Annotated in this window: 20 protein-coding genes; 17 read left to right on the top strand and 3 right to left on the bottom strand. The window is 74.9% G+C overall.

Annotated features, from left to right (window positions below):
• The first annotated feature begins 17 nt into the window (after positions 1 to 17).
• Positions 18 to 1,430, top strand: coding sequence for a class II 3-deoxy-7-phosphoheptulonate synthase (locus MF605_RS10335; RefSeq protein ID WP_036316682.1), 1,413 nt, complete (start codon positions 18 to 20; stop codon positions 1,428 to 1,430).
• A gap of 24 nt (positions 1,431 to 1,454) precedes the next feature.
• Here the strand turns inward: MF605_RS10335 and pknB are convergent, their stop codons facing one another.
• Together pknB and MF605_RS10325 are read right to left on the bottom strand one after the other, a co-directional pair.
• Positions 1,455 to 3,392, bottom strand: coding sequence for a Stk1 family PASTA domain-containing Ser/Thr kinase (gene pknB / locus MF605_RS10330; RefSeq protein ID WP_230594512.1), 1,938 nt, complete (start codon positions 3,390 to 3,392; stop codon positions 1,455 to 1,457).
• A 54-nt stretch (positions 3,393 to 3,446) separates the two neighbouring features.
• Positions 3,447 to 4,619 (bottom strand): LysM peptidoglycan-binding domain-containing protein, encoded by a 1,173-nt coding sequence (locus MF605_RS10325; protein WP_041104749.1) that lies wholly within the window; start codon positions 4,617 to 4,619, stop codon positions 3,447 to 3,449.
• Between the two features lie 214 nt (positions 4,620 to 4,833).
• Here MF605_RS10325 and MF605_RS10320 point away from each other — a divergent pair, with 214 nt between their 5' ends.
• The gene (locus MF605_RS10320; RefSeq protein ID WP_049158988.1) at positions 4,834 to 5,232 is read left to right on the top strand and encodes an Rv2175c family DNA-binding protein; all 399 of its coding nucleotides are present in this window, start codon (positions 4,834 to 4,836) and stop codon (positions 5,230 to 5,232) included.
• A 42-nt stretch (positions 5,233 to 5,274) separates the two neighbouring features.
• Here the strand turns inward: MF605_RS10320 and MF605_RS10315 are convergent, their stop codons facing one another.
• Complete coding sequence (locus MF605_RS10315) at positions 5,275 to 6,390, bottom strand: polyprenyl synthetase family protein (RefSeq protein WP_041104747.1); 1,116 nt, start codon at positions 6,388 to 6,390, stop codon at positions 5,275 to 5,277.
• A gap of 56 nt (positions 6,391 to 6,446) precedes the next feature.
• On the opposite strand from MF605_RS10315, the gene dinB reads away from it, so the two are divergent.
• From dinB to ftsZ, 15 genes are all read left to right on the top strand, one after another.
• On the top strand, positions 6,447 to 7,742 hold the full coding sequence (gene dinB, locus MF605_RS10310; protein WP_041102714.1) for a DNA polymerase IV: 1,296 nt from the start codon (positions 6,447 to 6,449) through the stop codon (positions 7,740 to 7,742).
• A gap of 133 nt (positions 7,743 to 7,875) precedes the next feature.
• On the top strand, positions 7,876 to 8,262 hold the full coding sequence (locus tag MF605_RS10305) for an SCO2097 family morphological protein (RefSeq protein ID WP_012750919.1): 387 nt from the start codon (positions 7,876 to 7,878) through the stop codon (positions 8,260 to 8,262).
• Between the two features lie 322 nt (positions 8,263 to 8,584).
• Positions 8,585 to 9,016 carry a division/cell wall cluster transcriptional repressor MraZ gene (gene mraZ, locus MF605_RS10300; protein ID WP_002854575.1) on the top strand — a complete coding sequence of 144 codons (432 nt, stop codon included), beginning with the start codon at positions 8,585 to 8,587 and terminating at the stop codon, positions 9,014 to 9,016.
• 142 nt (positions 9,017 to 9,158) lie between these two features.
• Positions 9,159 to 10,154 (top strand): 16S rRNA (cytosine(1402)-N(4))-methyltransferase RsmH, encoded by a 996-nt coding sequence (gene rsmH / locus MF605_RS10295; protein WP_036314148.1) that lies wholly within the window; start codon positions 9,159 to 9,161, stop codon positions 10,152 to 10,154.
• Positions 10,151 to 10,744, top strand: a complete 594-nt coding sequence (ftsL, locus tag MF605_RS10290) for a cell division protein FtsL (RefSeq protein WP_036314150.1) — start codon at positions 10,151 to 10,153, stop codon at positions 10,742 to 10,744. The genes rsmH and ftsL overlap by 4 nt, the downstream gene beginning before the upstream one ends.
• Before the next feature lie 68 nt (positions 10,745 to 10,812).
• Positions 10,813 to 12,567 (top strand): peptidoglycan D,D-transpeptidase FtsI family protein, encoded by a 1,755-nt coding sequence (locus MF605_RS10285; protein ID WP_235186536.1) that lies wholly within the window; start codon positions 10,813 to 10,815, stop codon positions 12,565 to 12,567.
• Positions 12,568 to 12,605: 38 nt separating this feature from the next.
• Complete coding sequence (locus MF605_RS10280; RefSeq protein WP_036314155.1) at positions 12,606 to 14,363, top strand: Mur ligase family protein; 1,758 nt, start codon at positions 12,606 to 12,608, stop codon at positions 14,361 to 14,363.
• On the top strand, positions 14,360 to 15,874 hold the full coding sequence (locus tag MF605_RS10275; protein ID WP_036314157.1) for a UDP-N-acetylmuramoyl-tripeptide--D-alanyl-D-alanine ligase: 1,515 nt from the start codon (positions 14,360 to 14,362) through the stop codon (positions 15,872 to 15,874). Before MF605_RS10280 ends, MF605_RS10275 begins: the two co-directional genes overlap by 4 nt.
• Positions 15,871 to 16,998: a phospho-N-acetylmuramoyl-pentapeptide-transferase gene (gene mraY / locus MF605_RS10270; RefSeq protein WP_036314159.1), complete on the top strand. Its 1,128-nt coding sequence runs from the start codon at positions 15,871 to 15,873 to the stop codon at positions 16,996 to 16,998. The genes MF605_RS10275 and mraY overlap by 4 nt, the downstream gene beginning before the upstream one ends.
• A complete protein-coding gene (gene murD / locus MF605_RS10265) occupies positions 16,995 to 18,590 on the top strand; it encodes a UDP-N-acetylmuramoyl-L-alanine--D-glutamate ligase (protein ID WP_036314161.1) in 1,596 nt (531 codons plus the stop codon). The genes mraY and murD overlap by 4 nt, the downstream gene beginning before the upstream one ends.
• A 44-nt stretch (positions 18,591 to 18,634) precedes the next feature.
• Positions 18,635 to 19,927: a putative lipid II flippase FtsW gene (gene ftsW / locus MF605_RS10260; protein ID WP_036314163.1), complete on the top strand. Its 1,293-nt coding sequence runs from the start codon at positions 18,635 to 18,637 to the stop codon at positions 19,925 to 19,927.
• Positions 19,924 to 21,054 (top strand): undecaprenyldiphospho-muramoylpentapeptide beta-N-acetylglucosaminyltransferase, encoded by a 1,131-nt coding sequence (murG, locus tag MF605_RS10255; protein ID WP_036314165.1) that lies wholly within the window; start codon positions 19,924 to 19,926, stop codon positions 21,052 to 21,054. Before ftsW ends, murG begins: the two co-directional genes overlap by 4 nt.
• Complete coding sequence (murC, locus tag MF605_RS10250) at positions 21,051 to 22,538, top strand: UDP-N-acetylmuramate--L-alanine ligase (protein WP_036314167.1); 1,488 nt, start codon at positions 21,051 to 21,053, stop codon at positions 22,536 to 22,538. Before murG ends, murC begins: the two co-directional genes overlap by 4 nt.
• 53 nt (positions 22,539 to 22,591) lie before the next feature.
• The gene (locus tag MF605_RS10245) at positions 22,592 to 23,320 is read left to right on the top strand and encodes a cell division protein FtsQ/DivIB (protein ID WP_051995230.1); all 729 of its coding nucleotides are present in this window, start codon (positions 22,592 to 22,594) and stop codon (positions 23,318 to 23,320) included.
• A gap of 317 nt (positions 23,321 to 23,637) precedes the next feature.
• Complete coding sequence (gene ftsZ / locus MF605_RS10240; protein WP_242821283.1) at positions 23,638 to 24,690, top strand: cell division protein FtsZ; 1,053 nt, start codon at positions 23,638 to 23,640, stop codon at positions 24,688 to 24,690.
• Positions 24,691 to 24,720 lie beyond the last annotated feature (30 nt).

Here is a 24,720-nt window from a genome sequence, read left to right as displayed (position 1 = left end):
CCCCTAGCCTGGTGCACATGACTGAAGACCCCCGCGAGAAGATCCTGGCCTTCGGCACCGCCATCTCGGAGGGCGCCGCCGACATCCCCGGCCTGGACCACTGGCGCTCGCTGCCGATCGCGCAGGCGCCGTCCTGGGCGGACGAGGCCGATCACCGCGCCGCCGTCGCCGAGCTGAGCGCCCTGCCCCCGCTCGTCTTCGCGGGCGAGGTCGACCTGCTGCGCGCCCGTCTGGCCGACGTCGCCCAGGGCCGCGCGTTCCTCCTGCAGGGCGGCGACTGCGCCGAGACGTTCGCCGGGTCCACCGCCAACCGGATCAGCGCCCGGGTGAAGACCATCCTGCAGATGGCCGCGGTGCTGACCTACGGCGCCTCCATGCCGGTCGTGAAGATGGGCCGGATCGCCGGCCAGTTCGCCAAGCCGCGGTCCTCGGACACGGAGACCCGCGACGGCGTCACGCTGCCCAGCTTCCGCGGCGAGATCGTGAACGGCTACGAGTTCACCGAGCAGGCACGCCGGCACGACGCCCGACGGATGGTGCAGGCGTACCACACCTCCGCCTCCACCCTGAACCTGGTCCGCGCCTTCACCCAGGGCGGCTTCGCCGATCTGCGCAGCGTGCACCAGTGGAACCAGGGCTTCATGGCCAACCCGGCCTACGCCCAGTACGAGGAGATGGCCGCCGAGATCGACCGCGCGGTCCGCTTCATGAACGCCGCGGGCGTGGACTTCGAGGCCATGCGCCGCACCGAGTTCTACTCGGCCCACGAGGCGCTCCTGCTCGACTACGAACGTGCCCTGACCCGCGTGGACTCACGCAGCGGCGACCCCTACGCCACGAGCGCCCACTTCCTGTGGATCGGCGAGCGCACCCGCCAGGTGGACGGCGCCCACGTCGACTTCCTCTCCCGGGTCCGCAACCCGATCGGCGTGAAGCTCGGCCCGACCACCACGGTCGCGGACGCGCTCGAGCTCGCGGAGCGGCTGGACCCGGAGCGCGAGCCGGGCCGCCTGACCTTCATCACCCGCATGGGCGCGGAGCGGATCCGGGACGTGCTCCCCGGCATCGTCGAGGGCGTCCGGGACGCGGGGCTGGAGCCGGTGTGGGTCACCGACCCCATGCACGGCAACACCGTGACCGCGGCCAACGGCTACAAGACCCGCCGGTTCGAGGACGTGATGGACGAGGTCAGCGGCTTCTTCGAGGTGCACCGCGAGCTCGGCACGCACCCGGGCGGCATGCACGTCGAGCTGACCGGCGACGACGTCGCCGAGTGCCTGGGCGGCTCCGACCCGATCAACGAGGCCGACTTCGACGCCCGCTACGAGACGCTGTGCGACCCGCGGCTGAACCACCAGCAGTCCCTGGAGATGGCGTTCAAGGTCACCGAGGCCCTCTCGCACCCCGAGCGCCGCGCGCCGCGGGCCTGACCGCGCGGCCGGGCACGCCCCGGCTCAGCCGACCCAGACGTGGACCGCGGTGCCCTCCGGCAGCGCGGTCCCGGCGGCGGGGGACTGGTGCAGGACCCGGGACTCGCCCCGGGCGGAGAGCGGCAGCGGCAGGCGATGCACGCGGGCGTCCCAGCCCTCGTCCGCCAGCGTCGTGTGCGCCGTCTCCGGATCCTGCCCGGTCATGTCCGGCACCGGGCGCACGGCGCGGCCCTCGGAGAGCACCACGCGGACCGCGGTGCCCGGCGTCGCCTGCTCGCCGGGGGCCGGGTGCTGCTCGATCACGGCCCCGGCCGGCACTGCGGGATCGGTGCGGCGCTCCGCGACCTCCACGGTGAATCGGGCGTCCCGGGCCACGCCGTGGGCCTGCCGGATCACGACGCCGGTCAGGTCGGGCACCGGCACCGGCGCGGGGCCGGCGGAGACGGTGAGCTCGACGGGGGCGCCGCGCCCTGCCGGCTCCCCGGCCGCGGGTGAGCTGTCGACGACCGTGCCCTCCGTGCGGAGTTCGTCATGCCGGGCCGTGACCGCCGCGGTGAAGCCCGCGGCGGTCAGCCGTTCCTCCGCCGCCTCCCGGGCCAGCCCGTCGAGGTCGGGGACCACCGCCACACCACCGACTCCGAGGCCGCCGGAGCCCAGCGTCCAGCCCAGCAGCAGGGCGACGCCGGTGAGCAGCAGGGTCACGGCCGCGCCGATCGCCGCGGCCCGGCCGGTGCCCTGGCCGAGGTCGAGGGCGGGGCGGCGGGCCGCCCGACGCAGCCGCCGCCGGGAGCCGCGCCCCGGATGCCGGTCCGCCGGAGCGGGGTCGACAGCGAGAGGGCCGACCGGCTCCGCCGGGCGCGCGGCGGGCCGCGGGTCGCCCCCGTGCGTCGCCGCACGGGTGTCGATGACGTCGGTCACGTCGTCGTCGAGGGCGGACTCAGCCAGGGCGGGGAGCACGCGCGTCGCGTGGTGGTCGCCGGCGTCGAGGGCCCGGGTCGGCAGGTCCCCGTCCGGGGCTGCGCCCTCGAGGCCATCGGCGGCGGGGGCGGCCGCCGCCGGGTCCGTGCCCGGGCCCTCGGCGGGGCGGCGGTCCGGTTCGTCGGGGTCCAGGCCCGCCGCCACGGCGTCGATGCGGTGCAGGAGCTCGCCGGCACCGGCGGGCCGGTCGGCCGGGTCCGGCTCGGTGCACCACAGCACGAGGTCGTCGAGGTCCTCGGGGAGCCCGGGGTGCAGCGTGGACGGCACGGGGACCCGCTCGTGGACGTGTCGGTAGGCGACCTGCAGCGCGGTCGCCGCGGTGTACGGCTGGCGGCCCGTGAGCAGCTCGAACAGGATGATGCCCACGGCGTACACGTCGGAGCGGGCGTCGGCGGGCGCCCCGGCGATGTGCTCGGGGGCGAGGTAGGCGGGCGTGCCCACGACGGCCTGCCCGGCCATGGTGTGGGCCGTGGCGGCGCGGGACAGGCCGAAGTCCGCGACCGTCACCCGGCCGTCGTCGCGGACGAGCACGTTCTCGGGCTTCACGTCCCGGTGCACCAGCCCGGCGCGGTGCGCGGCGGCCAGGCCGTCGACGAGCGGACGCAGGAACCGCAGCGCCTCCCGGGGCGAGAGCGGGGCCCGGTCCCGGATGACGGTGCGCAGCGTGCGGCCGGGCACGTGCTCCATCACGAGGTAGGCCAGCACGTCGCCGTCCTCGGCCTCGGTGTGGCCCTGGTCCAGGACCGCGACGACGTGCGGATGGGACAGCCGCGCCGTCGTCTTGGCCTCCTGCTCGAACCGGCCGACGAGGACGGGGTCCTCCGCCAGGTGCGGGTGCATGACCTTGAGCGCCACCTGGCGGTCGAGACGCTCGTCCACGGCCAGGTAGACGGTGGACATGCCGCCCCGGGCCAGCCGCTCGACGACCCGGTAGCGGCCGTCGACGATGCCCCCCACGAGGGGGTCGCGGCGTGCGCTGCTCATCGTCCCAGGGTAGGACAGGCGGCGGACCCCTCGGGGCGGTCCGCCGCCGGCGGATCAGAACATCGCCATCGCGGCGCGCACCTTGGCCACGTAGTCCCGTGCCTCCGGGTTCAGGCCGCTGTCCAGCACCCCGCCGAGGCCCTGGTAGTAGGCCCCGATGCCCTCATCGAGGGTGGGGGTGCGGTCCTGCACGTACTTGATGAACGCGACGCCGGCCACCGCGTTGTCGTGGGGGTCCAGCAGGTTCAGCTCGCGGCCCACCAGCTCCGAGGCGAACTCGCCCGTGATCGGGATGACCTGCATCGCCCCCACGGCGTTGCCGGGGGAGACCGAGGCCATGCGGAAGCGGGACTCGGTGTACGCGTGGCCCAGGGCCAGGCGAGGGTCCACGCCCATCCGCTCGGCGGTCTCGCGGACGATCTGCTGCATCTGCTCGGGGGTGGGCTGCGGGACGGAGCGCAGCAGGCGCAGGTTCTCGTTCGCCGAGGCCGTCACGTGCGGCGCGTAGGTGCGCCCGAGGAAGGTGTCGCCGACCGCCTGGACGGCGGAGACCGGCTCCACCTCGAGGGTGCCGTCGGAGATCACGAGCACGTCGCCGGGGTGCAGCGTCGAGGCCCGCGTCAGGCCGTTGAGCTCGCGCAGACGGGGGATGGAGACCTCGAACCGCTGGGAGATCCCCCAGAGGGAGTCGCCGGAGACCACGGTGTACCGGACCGTCCCGCCGGCCGCCGTCGGGGCCGTCGATGCCGGCGCGGTGGCGGGGGTCGTGGTCGGGGCGGGCGACGCGGGGGCCTTCGGTGCGGCGGCCGTGCGCTGCGTGGTCAGGACCATGCCCGGGTGGAGCATGCTCGACGCGCTCATGCCGTTGAGCCGCTGCAGCTGCGCGGCGGAGACGCCGGTGCGGCGGGCGATGACCCACCACCCGTCGTTCGGCTGCACCGTGTAGGTCCCCGCGGCCGGGGCCGGGGCCGCCGCGCCGGTCAGGCGGAGCTCGTCACCCGGGTAGAGCACGGTCTCCAGGCCCAGGCCGTTGAACCGCAGCAGGTCGGCGACGGAGACGCCGCGGGCGGCCGAGATCCGGGTGAGGGAGTCGCCCGGGCGCACGGTATGCACCGCCGCCTCCTGGGCGTGGGCCTGGGCGGGCAGACCGGTGAGCAGCAGCAGGGGCACCGCGCCGCCGGTCAGGACGGAGCGCAGGCGGCGGGAGCGGACGGGGGTGTGGGGCACGGCAGACCTCGGCATCGGATCGGATGGATGGATGGAACACGACGGGGAAGTGACGGGTGGGACCCGTGGCCCCCGCGGTCGACCGACGACGTCGGCGCCCGGCCATGGAGCCTCGGCGATGTTATCGGAATGTGATCTTCGTGACCATACTGAGATCTATGCCGTCCGGGGCGCGATGGGCCGGGCCCGTCGGCGGCCACGTAGGCTGGCGCCTGTGAGCACCACTTCCTCCGACACCCCGGTCCCCGCTGACGCGATCCCCGCCGAGCTCGACGCCCTCGTGGGCGAGTGGCTCTCCGTGCCCGACGTGGCGGAGCGCCTCGACCAGCGTGTGACCCGCGTCCACAACCTCGTGCATGATCGCCGCCTGCTGGCCGTGCGTCGCCCCGAGCCCGCGGTGCGGTCCGTGCCGGCGCTGTTCCTCACCGAGACCGGCGTGCTCGATTCCCTGCAGGGCACGCTCGTGCTGCTGGCCGACGCCGGCTTCTCCGACGAGGAGGCCCTCCGTTGGCTGTTCACCGAGGACGAGTCGTTGCCCGGCCGGCCCATCGACGCGCTCCGGGACGGTCGGAAGACCGAGATCCGGCGCCGCGCCCAGGCCCTGGCCTGGTGAGCCGACCCGCGGGCGGCCATCCGCCCGCGGGGTTCGTGCGGCTCAGTGGCGGCGCGACGTGTAGGCGTCGATCAGCCGCGTGAGCTCGGCGCTCACATCCTCGGGGACGCCGTGCGCGAGCAGGCCCGCCACGGCGCCGGCCGCCTCGTGCGAGAGCACCGCGACCCGCTCTTCGACGGCCTGGCGCGCACCGCATGCTTCGAGGACGGCCTGCCAGTGGGCCACCCGGTCCGCGCCGAGGTCTGGATCGCCGAGGTCCGCGTCGAGCGCGGCGACCTCGTCCGGGGCGAGCAGCTCGACGGCGCGGGCGATGAGCACCGTCTGTTTCCCCTCCCGCAGGTCGTCGCCCGCGGGCTTGCCCGTGGTCGCCGGATCGCCAAACACGCCGAGCAGGTCGTCCCGGTACTGGAACGCCATGCCGAACGGCAGCGACACCCGGGCGAACGCGGTCACCAGCCCGTCGTCCGCCCCCGCCAGCAGCCCGCCCAGGGCCAGCGGGTGCACCGCCGAATAGCGGGCCGACTTGTGCTCCACCACCGCCTCGGCGGCCGCCTCGGCTTCGCGGGCATCGCGCGCCGCCGGGGCCATCTCGGCCACCACGTCGAGGTACTGACCCGCCATCACGCCGAAGCGCATCCGCTCGAGCTCGGCCCGCGCCCGATCCTCCCGGGGCGTGCCGGCGAGGACGCGCGCGAAGGCCGTCTCGCTCATCCCCAGGGCGACGTCGCCGGCGAGGATCGCGGCGGAGACGCCGAAGTGCTCCGCGGCGTGGCGCCAGCCCGCCTCCCGGTGGAGGGACTCGAAGCGGCGGTGCACGCTGGGCATCCCCCGGCGGGTGTCCGAGCGGTCCAGGATGTCGTCGTGGATCAGCGCCGCGGCCTGGAACAGCTCGAACGCCGCGCCCGCCTCGGCGATGCGGGGGTCCTCCGCCTCGCCGCCGGCCGCCCGCCAGCCGAGCCAGGCCAGGACGGCGCGCAGGCGCTTGCCGCCCGCGGTCAGGTCCGCGATCGCGTCCACGAGGGGCGCCGTCAGCGGGTGGACGTCCCGGGCGCGTTCGCGGTGCTCCGCCAGCAGGCGGTCGAGGGCGTCGGCGACGGCGGCGCGGAAGCGGTCCTGGTCGGCGGGACGGGGGCGGGGGACGGCGACGTCGGCGGGCATGGCCCCACCCTAGCCGCGCCGCGCGGCGGCTCGCCGGTCCCGGATAGGCTCGGTCCATGTCCGAGACCGCGCCCGCTGCACCCCGCGATGAGGCGACGATCCTGCACGTGGACATGGACGCGTTCTTCCTGTCCGTCGAGCTGCGCGAACAGCCTGACCTCGAGGGGCGTCCCGCCGCCGTCGCCGCCCCGAGCGGCCGGTCCGTGGTGCTCTCCGCCTCGTACGCGGCGCGGGCCTACGGGGTCCGCTCGGCGATGCCCCTGGCGCACGCCCGCGCCCTGTGCCCGCCCCTCGTGGTCATCCCGCCGCGCCAGCAGCTCTACCGGGCCGTCTCCGCCGAGGTGATGGCCGTGCTCGCGGACGTGACCCCCGTGATGGAGCAGCTCAGCGTGGACGAGGCGTTCCTCGACGTCGCCGGCGCCCGCCGCCGGCTCGGCCCGCCCGAGCACATCGGCCACCTGATCCGGGAGCGCGTCCGCTCCGAGCTGGGGCTGCCGTGCACCGTGGGCGGCTCGGCCGTGAAGTTCGTGGCCAAGACGGCGTCCACCGCGGCCAAGCCAGACGGCCTGCTGATCGTGCCGCCGGAGCGCACCCTGGACTTCCTCCATCCGCTGCCCGTGGGCCGGCTGTGGGGCGTGGGCCCCAAGGCGGCCGAGCGGCTCGCCCGGCGGGGGGTGGCGACCATCGGCGACCTCGCCCGGGTGGACCCCGCGCGGCTGGAGGCGTCGTTCGGGGCCGCCGGCCGGGAGTGGGCGTCGCTCGCCCGGGGCATCGACCCGCGCCCCGTCGCCCCGCGCCCGGCGGCCCGCAGCATCGGCGCGGACCACACCTTCGACGTCGACCCCGTCGACGTCGCGGGCGTCGACCCGGAGGTCCTGCGCCTGTGTCACCGGGTCGCGGCCCGGCTGCGCGCGGAGGGGGTCACCGCCGGCGCGGTCACGGTCCGCCTCAAGGCGCCGGACGGGTCGGTCCGCAGCCGCACCGCCCGCCTCGCCCGGCCGACCGCCACGGGCCACGACCTCCTCGGCCCGGCGCGGCGGCTCGTCCGCGAGCTGCACGCCGAACGGCCGCATCCGATCCGGCTCGTGGGCGTGCGCGCCGAGCGCCTCGGGGGCGAGGCCGATCAGCCTCCGGCCCAGGAGGCGCTCTTCGGCGGTCCCGCCTGGGGGACGGAGGGCGAGGCGTCGGAGGCGGGCGACTGGGCCGGTGCCGAGGCCGCCCTGGACGCCGTCGCCCGGCGCTTCCCGACGGCGGCCGTGCGGCCGGCGTCGCTGCTGGGTCGCCGCGAGGCCCGCGCCGACGCCCGCCGGGACGCGCCGCGGCCGGGCCCCGGAGGCCCGGACCGGGAGTGAGGGGTTCCGGGGCCGGCGACGTCGCCACCTGGCTAGGGTGGGGCGGCAGGTCCTATCCTGGAGGGCAAGTCGGACGCGCGGGCGTCCCCTCCCGGTCCCGGAGGTGTCGGAGGCCGCGTTCGAAGGAGTCGCCATGCCCCTCTCAGAGCATGAGCAGCGGATGCTGGACCAGCTGGAGCAGCAGCTGCGCACCGAGGACCCCCGGCTGGCCACCCAGATGGCGGACACGGGGCGGCATCGGCTGCCCGTGGGTCGCGTCGTGGCCGGGGCCGTCCTCGCAGTGGTCGGGCTGCTCGTCGTGGTCCTCGGGGTCGCCAACCACGCGATCCTCCTGGGCGTGCTCGGCGTCGTCGTCATCGGGGCCGGCATCTTCCTGCTGACCACGCGGCCGCGCGCTGTCGCCTCCGGGGCCTCGGGCCCGGAGGCCCGCCGGTCGGGCGCACCGCGACGGCAGGGAGGCGGCGACTTCATGGGCCGCCTCGAGCGGCGCTGGGACGAGCGGCGCGCCGGAGGCGACTGAGCGCCTGGCCCGCCGGGCCCCCACTATCCTCCACTCCAGGCCCCGATCCGCTCCGGATCGGGGCCTTTCCGCTGCCCGAGGCTCCGTCGTCGCCGCGGCCCTCCACCGGGGCCCACCGGTCCTCCACGTCCCTCCACGGCGACGCCGGCCCCGGGACCCGCGGGATGGCGCGCCGGACTCGGGGGGCCTCGACACGCCCGTGGCGCCGGGACCCGCGTCCGGGGTTGATGGTGGAGGGAAGTGGGGTAATGTGGAGGGAAGGAGAGAGCATGGGTCCCGACCTTGGTCGGGAGGGACCGCTTGACGAGCCAGGGGGTCTGCCGTGTTCTTGGGCACGTACACCCCCCGGCTCGACGAGAAGTCCCGGCTGATCCTCCCCGCCAAGTTCCGCGAGGAGCTGGCGGAGGGGCTGGTCCTGACCCGGGGTCAGGAGCGCTGCATCTACGTGTTCAGCGCTCGTGAGTTCGAGCGGGTCCACGAGCAGATGAGGTCGGCTCCACTGTCCTCCCGCCAGGCCCGTGACTACATCCGCGTCTTCCTCTCGGGGGCGTCGGACGAGGTCCCGGACAAGCAGGGTCGGGTGACCGTGCCGGCGCCGCTGCGACAGTACGCGGGGCTGGACCGGGACGTGACCGTGATCGGCGCGGGGACGCGAGTGGAGATCTGGGACTCGGAGTCCTGGAACACCTACCTCGCCGAGCAGGAAGCCGCCTTCTCCGAGACCGACGAGGACGTCCTGCCCGGCGTCTTCTGACCATGACCACCCGACCTCGAGCGAGACCTCCAGCCGACGCCGCCGCACCTGACCCGTCTTCCCCTGGGCCAGGCGCGGCGGCGGACGGATGGGGATCCCGCCCGAGGTCCGCCAGGACCGCGATGTGAGCAGGAGGTCGAGAGTGGACGCAGGCCAGCCGCGCCCCGAGGACCGCCACCTGCCCGTGATGCGGGACCGCGTCGTCGACCTCCTCGCCCCCGCCGTCCAGGCCGCGCTCGAGGCCGGCCGTACGCCCGTCGCCGTCGACGGCACGCTGGGCATGGGCGGGCACACCGAGGCCCTGCTGACCCGGTTCCCCCACCTGCGCGTCATCGGCATCGACCGCGACGTCCACGCCCAGGCCATGGCCGTCGAGCGCCTCGGCCCCCTCGCCGAGCGCCTGATCCCCTTCCACGGCACCTACGACCGGGTGCCCGAGGCCATGGCCGCCGCGGGCGTCACGAAGGTCGACGCCGCGCTCTACGACCTCGGTGTGTCCTCCTACCAGCTGGACGACCGGGAGCGCGGCTTCGCCTACTCCTACGACGCTCCGCTGGACATGCGCATGGACGACACCGCCGAGCGCTCCGCCGCGACGCTCGTGGCGGAGCTGGACGAGCAGGAGCTGCGCCGCATCATCCGTCGCGACGGCGAGGAGCGCTTCGCCGGCCCCATCGCACGGGCCATCGTCCGGGCCCGCGACGAGGCCCCCATCGAGACCACCGGCCGCCTCGTCGAGGTGATCCGCTCGGCCGTCCCCGTCGCCGCGGGGGCAACCGGCGGGCACCCGGCCAAGCGCACCTTCCAGGCCCTGCGCATCGCCGTGAACGAGGAGCTCGACATCCTCGACGCCGCCGTGCCCGCCATCCTCGACGCCCTCCACGTGGGCGGGCGCCTCGTGGTGATGAGCTACCACTCCCTCGAAGACCGCATCACGAAGCGGCACCTGAGCGCGTGGGCCACGTCCACGGCGCCCCCGGGGTTCCCAGTGGTGCTGGAGGAGCACGAACCCGTGGTGCGGGTGCTCACCCGCGGCACCGAGAAGCCCACCGAAGAAGAAATCTCCGAGAACCGTCGCGCCTCCTCCGCGAGAGTGCGTGCGGTTGAGAAGATCAGGACGTCCAGGACCACGGCATGACGCTGCACGAGGAGATGAGCATGGCCGCACACGCACGGATCGCAGAGTCGCTGCGCCCCGGGTCGACCCCCGTCGCCCCTGCGCGGCCGACTCCGCAGGAGCGCACGCCGCTCTCGGTGGTGCCCGCCCCGCTGCCCCGATCCCGCTCCGGGGTGACCGTGCTGTGCGTCCTCGTGGTGCTCGCCGCGCTCGCGGCGGTGCTCGTCATGAACATCACGATGTCCAACCGGCAGTACGCCCTCCTGGACCTGCGCCAGGAGCAGCAGGCCGTCACCGAGACCAATGAGCGGCTGGCCGAACAGGTGGGCCACCTCGAGGCGCCGCAGAACCTGGCCGCGCGCGCCGACGCCCTCGGGATGGTCGCCCCCGCCGGCACCGCCTCCGTGGACGCGGGCACGGGCCAGTTCAGCGGCGAGGCCCAGGCGGCCCAGGACGGCGACATCTCCGCCACCTACGTCGCGCCGCCGGCGGACGCGGACGCGGTCCGCCAGGGGACGGCCGGCGACGGCCAGGACGAGATCGAGGGACCGCGCACCCTCGGCGGCGAGGACGCCTCCGCCGCCCCCGACCAGGACGCCGCCGACCGTTGATCGACCGTCCCGCCTCGCACCTTCCCCGCGGCGGATCGACGGTCGGGCCCGCTCCCGGGCACCCCGCCGTGCGCACCCGCATCCTTCTCCTGCTCGTCTTCGTCCTGCTCGGCGGGCTCGCACTGCGGCTCGTCTACGTGCAGGGCATCGACCCCACGGGGCAGGCCGCGGCGGCCATGGACCAGCGCCTGACCCACCAGGAGACCCTGCCGCAGCGCGGGTCCATCCTGGACCGCGACGGCGACGTGCTGGCCGCCAGCGTGCGCCGCTACGACATCGTCGTGGACCAGCGCCTCGTCAAGGACTTCAACGAATGGGACCGCGAGGCCCGGGAGACCGTGCTCGTGGACGTGGACTCCCGCCTGGCCAGCCTGGCCGAGGTGCTCGGCATGACGGAGGAGGAGGTGCGCGAGGCCACCATCGGCTCCCGCCCGTACGCCGTGGTGCGTCGCTCCGTGACCCCGGAGGTCCGGGACAAGGCCATGGCGCTCAACGTGCCGGGCCTGCTCTCCGAGGCGGTGGACCGCCGCACCTACCCGAACGGGTCGGTCGCCGGCAGCATCATCGGCTTCATGGGCGGTGACGGCACCGCCCTCGAGGGCCTCGAGCTCAGCCAGGACGACGTCATGACCGGCACCCCGGGCACCCGCACGTTCGAGGTGGGCGCAGACGGCATCCGCATCCCCAACGCCCCGCTCGAGGAGGTTCCGGCCGTGGACGGCGCCGACCTGCGCCTGACCGTGGACAAGGACGCCCAGTGGTTCGCGCAGGAGACCCTCGGCGCCCTCGCCGCCGAGTACGACGCGGAGTGGGCGAACGCCGTCGTGATGGACGTGAAGACGGGCGACGTGATCGTCATGGCGGACTCCACCACGGTGGACCCCGCCGACCCCGACGCCACCGAGGGGAACTTCCGCACCTCCACCGTGATGAGCACCCCGTACGAGCCGGGCTCCACGGGCAAGGCGCTGCCGATCGCGGCCGCCGTCGACGCCGGGAAGGTCACCGCCACGGACGGCTTCACCGTCCCCAGCAGCCAGGACTTCGACGGGCAGACCATCCGGGACTTCTCCCCGCACCCGACGTTCGACATGACCGTCGCAGGCATCTACGCGCGCTCCTACAACACGGGCACGGTGCAGATCGCCGAGAAGATCACGGACGAGCAGCGCTACGAGTACATGCGCTCCTTCGGGGTCGGCCAGCCCATCGACCTCGGCCTGCCGCAGCAGGCGGGCAGCGTCCTCGTCCCGCCCGAACAGTGGGACGGCCGCCAGCGCCTGACCACGGCCTTCGGCCAGGGCTACACCCAGACCACCCTGCACACCGCCCAGATGTACCAGGCCCTCGCCAACGGCGGCGTGCTGATCCCGGCCCGGCTGATCGACGCCACGGTGGACGGCGACGGCGCGGAGAAGCGCTGGGAGTCGTCCGCGGAGCCCCACCGCGTGGTCTCCGAGGAGACGGCGGCGCAGATGCTCCGCATGATGGAGACCGTCGTGACGCAGGGCACCAGCAAGGCCGCCGCGATCCCCGGGTATCGCGTGGGCGGCAAGTCCTCCACCGCCGAGGCCGCGAGCGACACCGGCACGTACGACGGCTACAACCTCGGCTTCACCGCCGTCGCCCCGCTCGACGACCCCCGCTTCGTGGTGTCCGTGTCCATGCATCGGCCGCCGTCGAAGCAGGGCTCCCGAGACGTGTCCGTCGCGGCCGCCACGATCATGGAGTACATGCTCCGCCAGGCGGACGTGCCCGCCACCGGAGCCGAGCCGAACGACTACCGCGTCTTCGTGGACGATCCGCAGGACCGGCCGTGGTGACCCACGCCTCCGGCCCCGAGCACCCCAGGAGCACCCCCATGACCACTCCGAGCGACCCCCCTGCGCCGCTGACCCCGGCCCAGCAGGACGCCGCCTTCCGGCCCTCCCACACCCCCGCCGCGGCCTGGCCCGCCCTCGCACAGGCGCTGGCCGAGGCGGGGATCGCGGCCCACGTCCACGGCGCGGCCCCGGCCGACGGCGTCACGGGGGTCAGCCTCGACTCGCGTGTCGTGCGCCCGGGCGACCTCTACGTCGCCGTTCCGGGGGCGCGCGCCCACGGCGCGGCGTTCGCGGCCACGGCACTGGAGGCCGGCGCCGTCGGCGTCCTGACGGACGCGGCGGGCCGCGCGCTCCTGGCGGAGCAGGGCCTGGCCGACGTCCCGGTGCTCGAGGTCGACGCCGTGCGCACCGCCGCCGGCACCGTGGCGGCCCGCGTCTACGGCGGCGGGGGCGACACCGGCCCGCGCCTGCTCGGCGTGACCGGCACCAACGGCAAGACCACCACGAGCTTCCTCGCCGCCGCCCTGCTCGAGGCCCTGGGGCGCCGGTCGGGCATCGTGGGCACGATCCTGATCCGCGCGGGGGAGCGGGAGGTCCCCTCCACGCTCACCACGCCCGAGGCCACCCAGCTGCACGCCCTCATGGCGCTCATGCGCGAGGAGGAGGTGGACACCGCCGTCATGGAGGTCTCCTCCCACGCCGTGGCGTACCAGCGGATCGCCGGCCTGCGCTACGCGGTGGCCGGGTTCACCAACCTGACCCAGGACCACCTGGACATGCACGGCTCGATGCAGGAGTACTTCGCGGCCAAGGCCGGTCTGTTCGACCCCGCTCGCACCGACCACGCCGTCATCACGCTCGACGGCGGCGAGGGGCCCCGCTGGGGCGTCGCCATGGCCCGGGCCGCCGGCGCTCCCGTCACCACGCTCGCCCTCGGGCCGGCCGCGCCGACGCCGGGCGCCCTGGCCGAACACGACCCCGGCCTCCGGGCGGACTGGGAGGTCGCCGAGCTCGCGCCGGACGGCCTCGGCCACCGCTTCACGCTGCGCCACGCGGCCACGGGCCGGGAGCTGCGGGCCTCCGTCGGTCTGCCGGGCCGCTTCAACGTGGCCAACGCGGCCCTCGCGGTTCTGCTCGTGCTGCACGCCGTGGGGGAGGAGCACCTGGACGCGCTCGCCGCGGTCCTGGACGTGCCCGCGGGGGAGGGCCCTCTGGCTGCCGCCGTCCCGGGGCGGATGGAGGTCGTGGGCCGCGAGCCGGACGCCGTCGTCGACTTCGCGCACAACCCGGACGGCATGGTCCAGGCGCTGCGCTCCCTCGCCGACGCCCGGGCGGCGGCCGGGACGCGCGGCCGCACCCTGATCGTGTTCGGCTCCGCCGGCGACCGTGACCGTGACAAGCGGCCCGTGATGGGCGCGATCGCGGCCCGGGCGGCGGATGTGCTGATCGTCACCGACGACACCCCCCACTCGGAGGACCCGGCCCCGATCCGCGCCCACATCCTCGCCGGCGCCCGCGCCGAGGCCGACCGCATCGCGCGGGAGGAGGGCCGCACGGTCGTGATCGAGGAGGTGGCCGACCGTGCCACGGCCATCCGCCGCGCCGTGGAGCTGGCGGGGCCGCAGGACGGCATCCTCCTGGCCGGCCGCGGGCACGAGACCACGATGGACTACGACGGCGAGCTCGTCCCGCTGGACGACCGGGTGGCCCTGCGCGAGGCCCTGGCCGCCCGTGTCGCGGCGGCCTCCGCCTCGGGCTCCGGCCCCGCCCGCGAGGGTAAGGTCATCGAGTCATGATCGCTCTCACCGCAGCCCAGATCGCCGAGGCCGTGTCCGGCACGCTCTCGGCCACCCTCGACCCCGCCACCGTGCTGGTGCACGTCACCCCCGACTCGCGGGAGGTCACCGCCGAGGGCACGCTCTACGTGGCGAAGCCGGGGGAGCGCGCCGACGGCCACGACTTCATCGACGCCGCGCTGGGCGCCGGCGCCGCCGCTGTGCTCGCCGAGCGCGCCACGCACGCCCCCGACGGCGCCGCGCACCCGGCGATCCTCGTTCCGGACGCCGTGCTCGCGATGGGCGCGCTCGCCCGGGAGGTCGTGCGCCGCGTCCGGGAGCACTCCCCGACCACCGTCATCGGCATCACCGGCTCGGCCGGCAAGACCACCACGAAGGACCTGCTCGCCGCGCTGCTGGCCACCCAGGGCCCCACCGTCGCACCGGTCGGCTCGTACAACGGCGAGGTCGGCGTGCCGCTCACGGTGTTCCGGGCGGAGCTGGACACGCGCTTCCTCGTGGTCGAGATGGGCGCGGACCACGTCGGCAACATCGCGTACCTCTGCGACATCGTGCGCCCGGACATCGGCGTCGTGCTCATGGTGGGCACCGCCCATGCGGGCAGCTTCGGCGGCGTGGCGAACATCGCGCGCACCAAGGGCGAGCTCGTGGAGGCCCTCGGCCCCGAGGGCGTCGCCGTCCTCAACCTCGACGACGAGCGTGTCGCCGGCATGGCGGCACGGACCGCCGCCCCGATCACCTGGTTCACCGCGGACGAGCGGGGCGTCGCCCGCGCGGCCGAGGACGTGGCCGCCGGCCGCGCGTCGGGACTCGTCGCCGCACGGGACGTGCGAGCCGACGACCAGGAGCGCCCCGTCTTCGACCTGCAGGTCGGGACGGATGAGGCCGCCGTGCGGCATCCGGTCGCCTCCGGACTGACCGGCCTGCACCACGTGCACAACGTGCTGGCCGCCGCCGCGGCCGCCCACGCCGCCGGCATGGACCCGGCCGAGATCGCCCGTGGTCTCGACGGGCTCGGGCCCGCCAGCCGCTTCCGGATGGAGCGCACCGACCGCGCGGACGGCGTCACGATCATCAACGACGCGTACAACGCCAACCCCGAGTCCATGCGCGCCGCGCTGCGGACGCTGGCCACCCTCGGCCGCTCCAGCGGCCGCCGCACCTGGGCCGTCCTGGGGGAGATGCTCGAGCTCGGCGATGCCCGCGTCCGTGAGCACACCCTCGTGGGCGAGTCCGTGGTGCGCCTGAACATCGCCCAGCTGCTGGTGGTGGGCGCCGGAGCCCGGCCGCTCTACATCGGCGCCCTCAACGAGGGCAGCTGGGGCGAGGAGGCGCACTTCGTCGACGACGCCGCGCAGGCCGAGGCGTTCCTCGCCGAGCACCTGCGCCCCGGCGACCTCGTCCTCGTCAAGTCCTCCAACGGCGTCGGGCTCGCGGCCCTCGGCGAGCGCCTCGCCACGGCCGACGCCGTCGCCGCCCCCTCCGCCTCCCCGAAGGAGTCCCGACCGTGATCGGACTGCTCATCGGCGGCGTGCTCGGCCTGGTCCTCTCGGCCGTCGGCACCCCGCTGTTCATCAGGTTCCTCGTCAAGCGCGGATACGGCCAGTTCGTCCGCGACGACGGCCCGACCACCCACAAGACCAAGCGCGGCACGCCCACGATGGGCGGCGCGGTCATCATCGGCTCCATGGTGCTGGCGTACCTGATCACCCACGGGCTGCTCGCGGTGTTCGGCGTCGACTTCGGCGGGCCCACGGCCTCCGGCCTGATCCTGCTGCTGCTCACGGTGGGCATGGCCTTCGTCGGTTTCGTGGACGACTTCACGAAGATCACGAAGCAGCGCTCGCTCGGCCTGACGCCGCGCGGCAAGATCATCCTCCAGGCCCTGATCGGCACCGCCTTCGCGGTCCTCGCCCTGAACTTCCCGGACGAGCGGGGCCTGACCCCCGCCTCGACGGCGATCTCCTTCGCCCGGGACATCCCGTGGCTCGACCTGGCCTTCGCCGGACCCGCGATCGGCGTCATCCTGTTCGTGATCTGGTCGAACCTCATCACCACCGCCACCACGAACGCCGTGAACCTCACGGATGGCCTCGACGGGCTCGCCACGGGCGCCACCGCCATGATCACGGGCGCCTACGTCCTGATATCGCTCTTCCAGTCGAGCCAGTCCTGCGCGCTCGAGGGCACCCGCGGCTGCTACGAGGTCCGCGACCCCATGGACCTCGCCCTGCTCGCGGCGATCCTCACGGGCAGCCTGCTGGGCTTCCTCTGGTGGAACACCTCGCCGGCCAAGATCTTCATGGGGGACACCGGCTCCCTGGGCCTGGGCGGCGCCCTGGCCGGCTTCGCGATCTTCACGCGCACCGAGATCCTGGTGGCCGTGCTGGCCGGCCTCATGGTCGCGATCACGCTCTCCGTCATCATCCAGGTGGGCTGGTTCAAGGTCTCCGGCGGCAAGCGCGTGTTCCTGATGGCGCCGCTGCAGCACCACTTCGAGCTCAAGGGCTGGGCCGAGGTGACCGTCGTGGTCCGCTTCTGGCTGCTGTCCCTGATGTGCGTCACCGTGGGGCTCGCGATCTTCTACGGCGACTGGCTCATCCGCCAGGGCGGCCTCGCGGGGGTGACCCCGTGACCGGCCCCGCGTCCGACGCCGCGCTCGCACCGGTGCGCCGGCCTCGCGCCGACACCGCCCGCACCGCCGACCTCACGTCCTGGGACGCCCCGGGGTGGGCCGGCCTGCGCGTCGTCGTCACGGGCCTGGGCGTCACCGGCTTCTCCGTGGCCGACACCCTGGCCGAGCTGGGCGCCGCCGTCGTGGTGGTGGACGGCGATGACGGCCCCGAGAACCGGGCGCGCGCCGAGACCCTGCGGATCGTGGGGGTCCGCGAGGTCCTGCTGGACCGGGCGGCCACGCAGGCGCTGCCCGAGGTCGACGGCGCCGCCGCGGACCTCGTCGTGACCTCCCCGGGCTGGCGGCCGGACCAGCCGCTGCTGATGGCCGCCCACGCGGCGGGCCTGCCGATCTGGTCCGACGTCGAACTCGCCTGGCGGCTGCGCGAGCGCGCCGGCCGGAAGACCGCCGACTGGGTGTGCCTGACGGGCACGAACGGCAAGACGACGACCGTGACGATGGTCGAGGCCATCCTGCGGGCGGACGGCCGTCGAGCGGTGGCCTGCGGCAACGTCGGCACCCCCGTGCTCGACGCGATCCGCGACCCGCAGGGCTTCGACGTGCTCGCCCTCGAGCTCTCCAGCTTCCAGCTGCACTGGACGCACGGCCTGGCCCCGGCGTCGTCTGCGGTGCTGAACCTGGCCGAGGACCACGTGGACTGGCACGGCTCGATGGAGGAGTACGCCGCCGCCAAGGGCAAGGTGTATGCGAACACGCGGGTGGCCTGCGTGTTCAACGAGCAGGACCCGCTGACCCGCACCCTCGTGGAGCGCGCGGACGTCCAGGAGGGCTGCCGCGCGATCGGCTTCACCACGGACACCCCGGGCCTGTCCGACATCGGCGTCGTGGACGGGATCCTCGTGGACCGTGCGTTCCTGGACAACCGGCGCCACGAGGCGATCGCCCTGGCCGAGCGCGCCGACCTGGGCCCGGTGGCGCCGCGCCACACCATGGCCAACGCGGCCGCCGCGGCGGCGCTGACCCGGGCCGTCGGGGTGAGCCCCGCGGCCGTGGCCGAGGGCCTGCGCTCCTACGACCGCGGGGAGCACCGCATCCAGCTCGTGGCCACCTCCCGCGACATCATGTGGGTCAACGACTCCAAGGCGACGAACCCGCACGCCGCGGACGCGTCGCTGGCGGCGTTCAGCTCCGTGGTGTGGCTGGCCGGCGGCCTGCCCAAGGGCGTGACCTATCACGAGCTGGTGGCCGCGCACGCCCACCGGCTCCGGGCGGTGGTGCTCCTGGGCAGGGACACCTCGGCCCTGCGCGCTGCCCTGGCCGCGCACGCCCCGGACGTCCCCGTCCACGCCCCCCTCGCCGCGGCCGACGGCACCGGCCCCGCCGACGGCGCGGCCGTGATGGCCGAGGCGGTGCGCGTGGCCGACGGCCTGGCCCGCCCCGGTGACACCGTGCTCATGGCGCCCGCCGCGGCGTCGATGGACCAGTTCCGCTCCTACGCGGCCCGCGGCGACGCATTCATCGAGGCCGTCGCCGGGCTGATGCGCGAGCACGGCTGGGACGTGCACGACGACGCCGCCCCCGACACCGACTGACCCGCCGCCCACCCGACCGTCTCGCTTCCCCCGTGAGGAGGGCCATGTCCCCGATCGAGCTCCGCCCGGTCCGCCCCCGCGCGGACGACGACGCCCCCGAGCACCGGGAGCGGCTCCTGCACCGGATGTGGCGGGTCCTCGAGGGTCGCCGCGCCCTCGACCTGTCGGTCCTGCTCATCAGCGGCTGCACCGCCCTGCTCACCGTGCTGGGGCTCGTGATGGTGCTCTCCTCGTCCTCCGTCGAGGCGATCGGCACCGGCGGCGGCTCGTACGCGCTGTTCCTGCGCCAGAGCGCCTGGGCGGTGGCGGGCGTGGCGGCCCTGCTCGTGTTCTCGCGCCTGCCGGTGCGCGTCTTCAAGGCGCTCGCCTGGCCGGCGTTCGGCGTGGCCGTGATCCTGCTCGCGCTGGTCGCGTTCTCCCCGCTCGGCGTCACCGTGGGCGGCAATCGCAACTGGCTGGGCATCGGCGGGTTCCGGATGCAGCCCTCCGAGGCCGCCAAGCTCGCCCTGGCCCTGTGGGCGGCGGCGGTCCTGGAGCGCAAGCACCGCCTCGTCACCCAGGTGCGGCACGCCCTGATCCCGGTGCTGCCCGGCGGCCTGCTGCTGCTGGGCCTGGTGATGGCGGGCAGCGACCTCGGGACCGCGATCATCCTCGCGATCGTGCTGGCCACGGTGCTGTATGTGGCCGGCACCCACTGGGGGGTCTTCCTCACCTTCCTGGCGCTGAGCGTGCTGGGCATCCTGGCCCTGACCCTCCTCGCCCCGCACCGCATGGTCCGGGTGCAGGCCTGGATGGGGGACTGCTCGGACGCCACCGACCCCTGCTTCCAGCCGGCGCACGGGATGTACGCCCTGGCCTCGGGCGGCTGGTGGGGCGCGGGCCTCGGCCAGTCCCGCCAGAAGTGGAGCTACATCCCGGAGGCCGAGAACGACTTCATCTTCACCATCCTCGGCGAGGAGCTCGGGCTCGTGGGCACGCTGGTGGTGCTGCTGGCCTACCTCGGCCTGGCGATCGGCATCTACCGCGTCGCCGCCGGGACCACGTCCACGTTCATCCGCCTGTCCACGTGGGGGATCCTGGCCTGGCTGGTGGGTCAGGCGTCCGTCAACATCGCGATGGTCTCCGGGGTCATCCCCGTGGTGGGCGTCCCCCTGCCCTTCATCTCCTATGGTGGTTCCGCGCTCACCCTGTCCTTGAGCGCGGTCGGCATCGTGCTGGCCTTCGCCCGTCACGAGCGCCGCCGTGCCGCGCAGCCGGACGCCCGCCCGCAGGCGGACGAGCCGGACACCGACCCCCTCCCCGTGATCCCCACCCCCGCCCTCCAGGAGCCCCGATGACGCAGACCTCTCATCCCTCCGGACCCCTGCGGGTGGTGCTGGCCGGCGGCGGCACCGCCGGCCACATCTCCCCGATGCTCGCGATCGCCCGCGCCCTGGAGGGCGACGGCGGCGGTCCCGTCGAGTGCACCATGGTCGGCACCGCCTCCGGCATGGAGACGCGTCTCGTCCCCGAGGCGGGCTACGAGCTCGACCTGATCGACCGGGTCCCGATGCCGCGCCGCCCGTCGATGGACGTCGTCCGCTTCCCGGCCCGCATGCGCGCCGCGGTCGCCACGGCGGCCCGGATCCTGCGGGACCGGCGCGCCGACGTCGTCGTGGGCGTGGGCGGCTACGTCGCCACGCCCGTGTACCTCGCCGCGTTCCGGGCCGGTGTGCCCGTGGTGGTCCACGAGGCCAACGCCCGCCCCGGCCTGGCCAACCGCATCGGCGCCCTGCGGGCCGCGCACGTCGGCACCGCCCTGCCGGACACCCGCCTCCGCGGTGCCCGCTGGGTGGGCATGCCGATGCGCCCCGAGATCTCCGGCCTGGACCGGGCGGCCGCCCGCCGTGCCGCCCGTGAGGCCCTCGGCCTGGACCCGGACCGGACCACCGTCGTGGTGACCGGCGGCAGCTCGGGTGCGCTGGCCGTGAACCGCACCGTGCGCGCCGCGCTGGGCGACCTCCTGGACGCCGGTCTGCAGGTGTTCCACCTGACCGGTCGGGACAAGGCCCTCACCGAGGACGACGGCAGCCTGCTGGTCCGGGACGGCTACGTCCAGCGGGAGTACTTGGCGGGCATGGAGCAGGCCTACGCCGCCGCCGACCTGATCGTGGCCCGCTCGGGCGCCGGCACGGTCTGCGAGGTGTCCGCGGTCGGCCTGCCCGCCGTCTACGTTCCCCTGCCCATCGGCAACGGCGAGCAGGCGCTCAACGCCCGCCCCGTGGTGGAGGCGGAGGGCGCGCTGCTCGTCCGTGACGACGCCTTCGGGCGCGCGTGGGTGCAGCGTCAGCTGATCCCGTTGGCGACCGACCCCGAGCGTCTCGCGCGCATGGGGGAGGCGGCCGCCCGCTTCGGCGTCCGGGATGCGGACGTCACCATGGCCGGCCTCGTGCGCTCGGCCGCCCAGGAAGGAGCCCGGCGATGAGCCGAGACGAGAGCACCCGTCCCGCGGCCGAGGGCCGCTTCGCCGACCTGGGCCGCGTGCACCTGCTGGGGATCGGCGGTGTCGGCGTGTCGGGGGTCGCCCGCATCCTGCAGGAGCAAGGCGTCGCGGTGTCCGGCTCCGACGCGAAGGACCTGCCCGTGATGCGCGAGCTCGCCGCGGGCGGCGCCCGGATCACGGTCGGCTACGACGCGGCGCACCTCGGCCGGGACGTCACCACGGTGATCGCCTCCTCGATCGCCGGGCCGGGCAACCCGGAGCACGACGCCGCCGTGGCGCGCGGACTGCGCGTGCTGCACCGTTCCGAGGGCCTCGCCCTGGCCATGCGCGGCCACCGGGTGCTGGCCGTCGCCGGCACGCACGGGAAGACCACCACGTCCTCCATGGCCGCCATGGCCTTCTCCGACGCCGGCTGGGACCCCACGTTCGCGGTCGGCGCCGCCGTCGCCGGGCTCGGCACCAACGCCCGGGCGGGCCGGGGCGAGTGGTTCATCGCGGAGGCCGACGAGTCCGACGGCACCCTGGTGAACTACCCGAGCACGATCGGGATCGTCACGACCGTGGAGGCCGACCACCTGGACCACTACGGGACCGAGGAGGCGGTGCACCAGGTCTTCCGGGACTTCGCGGGCGGGCTGCCGGCCGCCGCCCAGGGCGGGGTCCTCGTGGCCTGCCTCGACGACGCCGGCGCGGCGGACCTGGCCGCCTGGGCACGGGAGCACGCGGCCGCCGACGTCGTGACCTACGGCTCGGCGCCCCGTGACGGCGTGGCGCCGGACCTGCTGGTCACCGACCTCGCGGTGGAGCCGGGCGAGACCGGAGTGGGCCAGCGCGCCACGTTCCGGATGGCGGGCGGCCCGGAGCGCACCCTGCATCTGCAGGTGCCCGGCCGGCACAACGCGCTGAACGCCGCCGCTGTGGTCCTGGCCGCCGTCCGGGCGGGCATGGCCTTCGAGGCCGCCGTGCGGGGCGTGGAGGCCTTCCGGGGCACGGCCCGCCGCTTCGAGTTCCGCGGCGCCGCGCGCGGCGTGCGGGTCTTCGACGACTACGCGCACCATCCCACGGAGGTGGCCGCCGCGGTCTCCGCCGGCCGTGCCGTGGCCGGCGACGCCCGCGTGCACGTCCTGTTCCAGCCCCACCTGTTCTCCCGCACCCGGGACTTCGCCGCCGAGTTCGCCGCCGCCCTCTCCGGGGCGGACGCGGTGCGCGTGCTGCCCGTGTACGCGGCCCGGGAGGAGCCGATGCCCGGCGTCGACTCGTCCCTCATCGCCTCCCGCCTCACCACGGGCGCCGCCGAGGACCGTGTCGTCGCCGAGGACCGCGCCGAGGCGGTGCGCTCGCTCGCGGCGGGCGCCACGGCCGGCGACGTCGTCCTGACGATGGGCGCGGGGGACGTCACCGCCTTGGGTGCGGACCTGCTGGCCGAGCTCGGTCGGGACGCGGCGCCCGGCGTCGCCCACCCGTGAGGCTCGGCCGCGGGACGCCGCCGGTCGCACCAGCCGGGGCCGACGCCTCCACCGTGGTCCGATTCCCGGGCCGCACCGCGCGCCGGCGCCGCGCCACGCGCTGGGGTGTGGCGGCCGCGGTCCTCGCGGTGCTGACCGCCCTGGGCTGGGTCGTGTTCTTCTCGCCCGTGCTCGCGGTGGACCGCGTCGAGGTCACCGGCACCCGCCATGTCTCCGCCGCCGAGGTCCAGGAGCGCCTGGAGCCCGTGTACGGCGTGCCGCTGTCCCGCGTCGGCGCCGGCTGTGTGGGCGAGCTGGTCGGTGGTCTGCCCGGAGTGGCCGAGGTCCAGACCGTTCCCCGCCTGCCCACCGGCCTGGAGGTCGTGGTCCGGGAGCATGAGACGCGGGCCCGGCGGGATGGCGACGACGGTGTGCAGCTGCTGCTCGCAGACGGCACCGTCCTGACGGGAGTGCCGGAGGAACGGCTCGAGGGCGAGGACCTCCCCGCGTTCTCGGAGGAGCTGGCGCAGCGGGCGCAGGAGGAGCGCGCCGAGGTGGCCGAGGTGCTGGCCGCCCTGCCGGAGGCCGTGGCGGATCGTGTCGAGACGGCCGACTCCCGGGGCCCGGGCCAGGTCCGTCTGGCGCTCGAGGGTGGGGTGACCCTGGTCTGGGGCGACGCGCAGGACGCCGGCCTCAAGGGGTCCGTGGCCGAGGCGTTCCTGGCGGACGAGCGGCACGGGTCCGCGGCGGGCGGCGTCGCCGAGATCGACGTCTCCGTGCCCACGCGGCCGATCACGCGCTGAACCGGGGCCACAGGAGTCTCCAGTAGAACGTGAAGGTGAAGGTCGGGGCGCGGGGCCTCATGCGAGTCGGGGTGCCATCACTGCGGAGGCTCGTCCTTCGAGTCTCACGTGAAAGTTGATGTTGAGGGCGTCTTTTCCGCGTGGACACGCCGTTTTCTTTTGCGCGTGACGCGGGCCTCCCAGTACGGTGGATCCGAACGCGCGCGAGGCTCGCTTCACGCTGTGCTTGAAGGTGTCCACCCCGGGTGGCCGCCGATCATCGGGGCGATGTGCCTCGCGCGGACCTCTCGAGATCTCGAACAAAGGGAACCAACACCGTGGCTGCACCCCAGAACTACCTGGCCGTCATCAAGGTCGTCGGCATCGGCGGCGGCGGCGTGAACGCCGTGAACCGCATGATCGAGGTGGGGCTCCGCGGCGTGGAGTTCATCGCCATCAACACGGACGCCCAGGCGCTGTTGATGTCGGACGCGGACGTGAAGCTGGACGTGGGCCGCGAGCTCACCCGTGGACTCGGCGCGGGCGCGAACCCCGAGGTGGGCCGCCAGGCCGCCGAGGACCACGCGGAGGAGATCGAGGAGGTCCTGCGGGGCGCGGACATGGTGTTCGTGACCGCGGGCGAGGGCGGCGGCACCGGCACCGGCGGGGCGCCCGTCGTGGCCCGCATCGCGCGCTCGCTCGGCGCCCTGACCATCGGCGTCGTGACCCGTCCGTTCACGTTCGAGGGCCGCCGTCGCGCCGGCTCCGCCGAGGCGGGCATCGACGCCCTGCGGGACGAGGTCGACACCCTCATCGTGATCCCGAACGACCGGCTGCTGTCCATCTCGGACCGCAACGTCTCGGTCATGGACGCCTTCCGTCAGGCGGACCAGGTGCTCCTCTCCGGCGTCCAGGGCATCACCGACCTGATCACCACCCCGGGCCTGATCAACCTCGACTTCGCGGACGTGAAGTCCGTGATGCAGGGCGCGGGCTCCGCGCTCATGGGCATCGGCCACGCGCAGGGCGAGGACCGCGCCGTCAAGGCGGCCGAGCTGGCGATCGCCTCGCCGCTGCTCGAGGCCTCCATCGACGGCGCGTACGGCGTGCTGCTCTCCATCCAGGGCGGCTCCGACCTCGGCCTCTTCGAGATCAACGAGGCCGCGCGACTGGTCCAGGAGGTCGCCCACCCGGAGGCCAACATCATCTTCGGCGCGGTCATCGACGACGCCCTCGGCGACGAGGTGCGCGTGACCGTGATCGCCGCGGGCTTCGACAAGGTGGACGTCACCTCCGCCCCGGCCGCCCCGCAGGCCGTGCAGCAGCAGGCGGCCCCGCAGCGGGCCGCGGCCCCCGCGCAGCCGCAGCCACCCGGTCCGCACCGTCTATGACCCCACGGCCGGCACCGGCGGCATGCTGTC

Origin of the sequence: Micrococcus luteus (genome assembly GCF_022664405.1) — a bacterium.
GTDB lineage: Bacteria > Actinomycetota > Actinomycetes > Actinomycetales > Micrococcaceae > Micrococcus > Micrococcus luteus.
This window is presented reverse-complemented; position numbering and strand designations above follow the sequence as displayed.